Raw genomic sequence first — 794 nt, forward strand, 5'->3', positions numbered from 1 at the left:
GCCACCGACGCACTGGGCAACACCACCACCGGCACGATCAAAATCAGCATCGTCGATGATGTGCCGCAGGCCACCAACGACACCGGCACCCTGATCGAAGGCGGCACCTCGACCCTCAACGTACTGACCAACGACATTCTTGGTGCAGACGGCGGAGCAGTTGGCGGTGCAGTGGTCGCCATCAAAGCAGGCAGCAACGCAGCAGTCACCGTCACCAGCGGCGGTAGCACGGTGATCAACGGCACCTACGGCACGCTGACCATCTCGGCGGATGGCACGGCGGTGTACAAAGGCACACCGAATCTGGTGACGACGCCGACCGCCACTGACACCTTTACCTACACCATCCGCGACGGCGACGGTGACCAAAGCACCGCCACGGTGACCTTCACCCTGACTGACAGCGGTTTGAAAGTGGTCAGCGATGCGCAGGCCACCGTGTTCGAAAATGCACTGGATTTGGTCAAGGATGGCGCCGATCTGGCGCAGGGCACGGTGACGGGCAGTACGCCAGCGTCAACCGCTGAAACCGTCACTGGCAACCTGACCGCCAACACCTCGGGCGGTTCGGGTGCTGTGACGTTTGCCTTGCTCGGCAGCACCACGGGTGCCTACGGCCAAATTCATCTGGACGCCAACGGCCAATACACTTACACCCTGACCTCGGCGCCAAAAACCACACCGGGTGCCGATAACGGCGCCAATGTGATTGATGGCCAAGAAAGTTTCACCTACCAAGCCACCGACGCACTGGGCAACACCACCACCGGCACGATCAAAATCAGCATCGTCGA

At 61.1% G+C, this 794-nt stretch carries 1 protein-coding gene; it reads left to right on the plus strand.

Translation table 11 applies throughout. The annotated features are described in order from the left end of the window. Nucleotides 1-794 (plus strand): Ig-like domain-containing protein (locus TU86_RS22060; protein WP_048366449.1); only part of this gene is annotated, 794 nt, incomplete at both ends.

This window comes from Pseudomonas weihenstephanensis (assembly GCF_001043055.1).
GTDB lineage: Bacteria > Pseudomonadota > Gammaproteobacteria > Pseudomonadales > Pseudomonadaceae > Aquipseudomonas > Aquipseudomonas weihenstephanensis.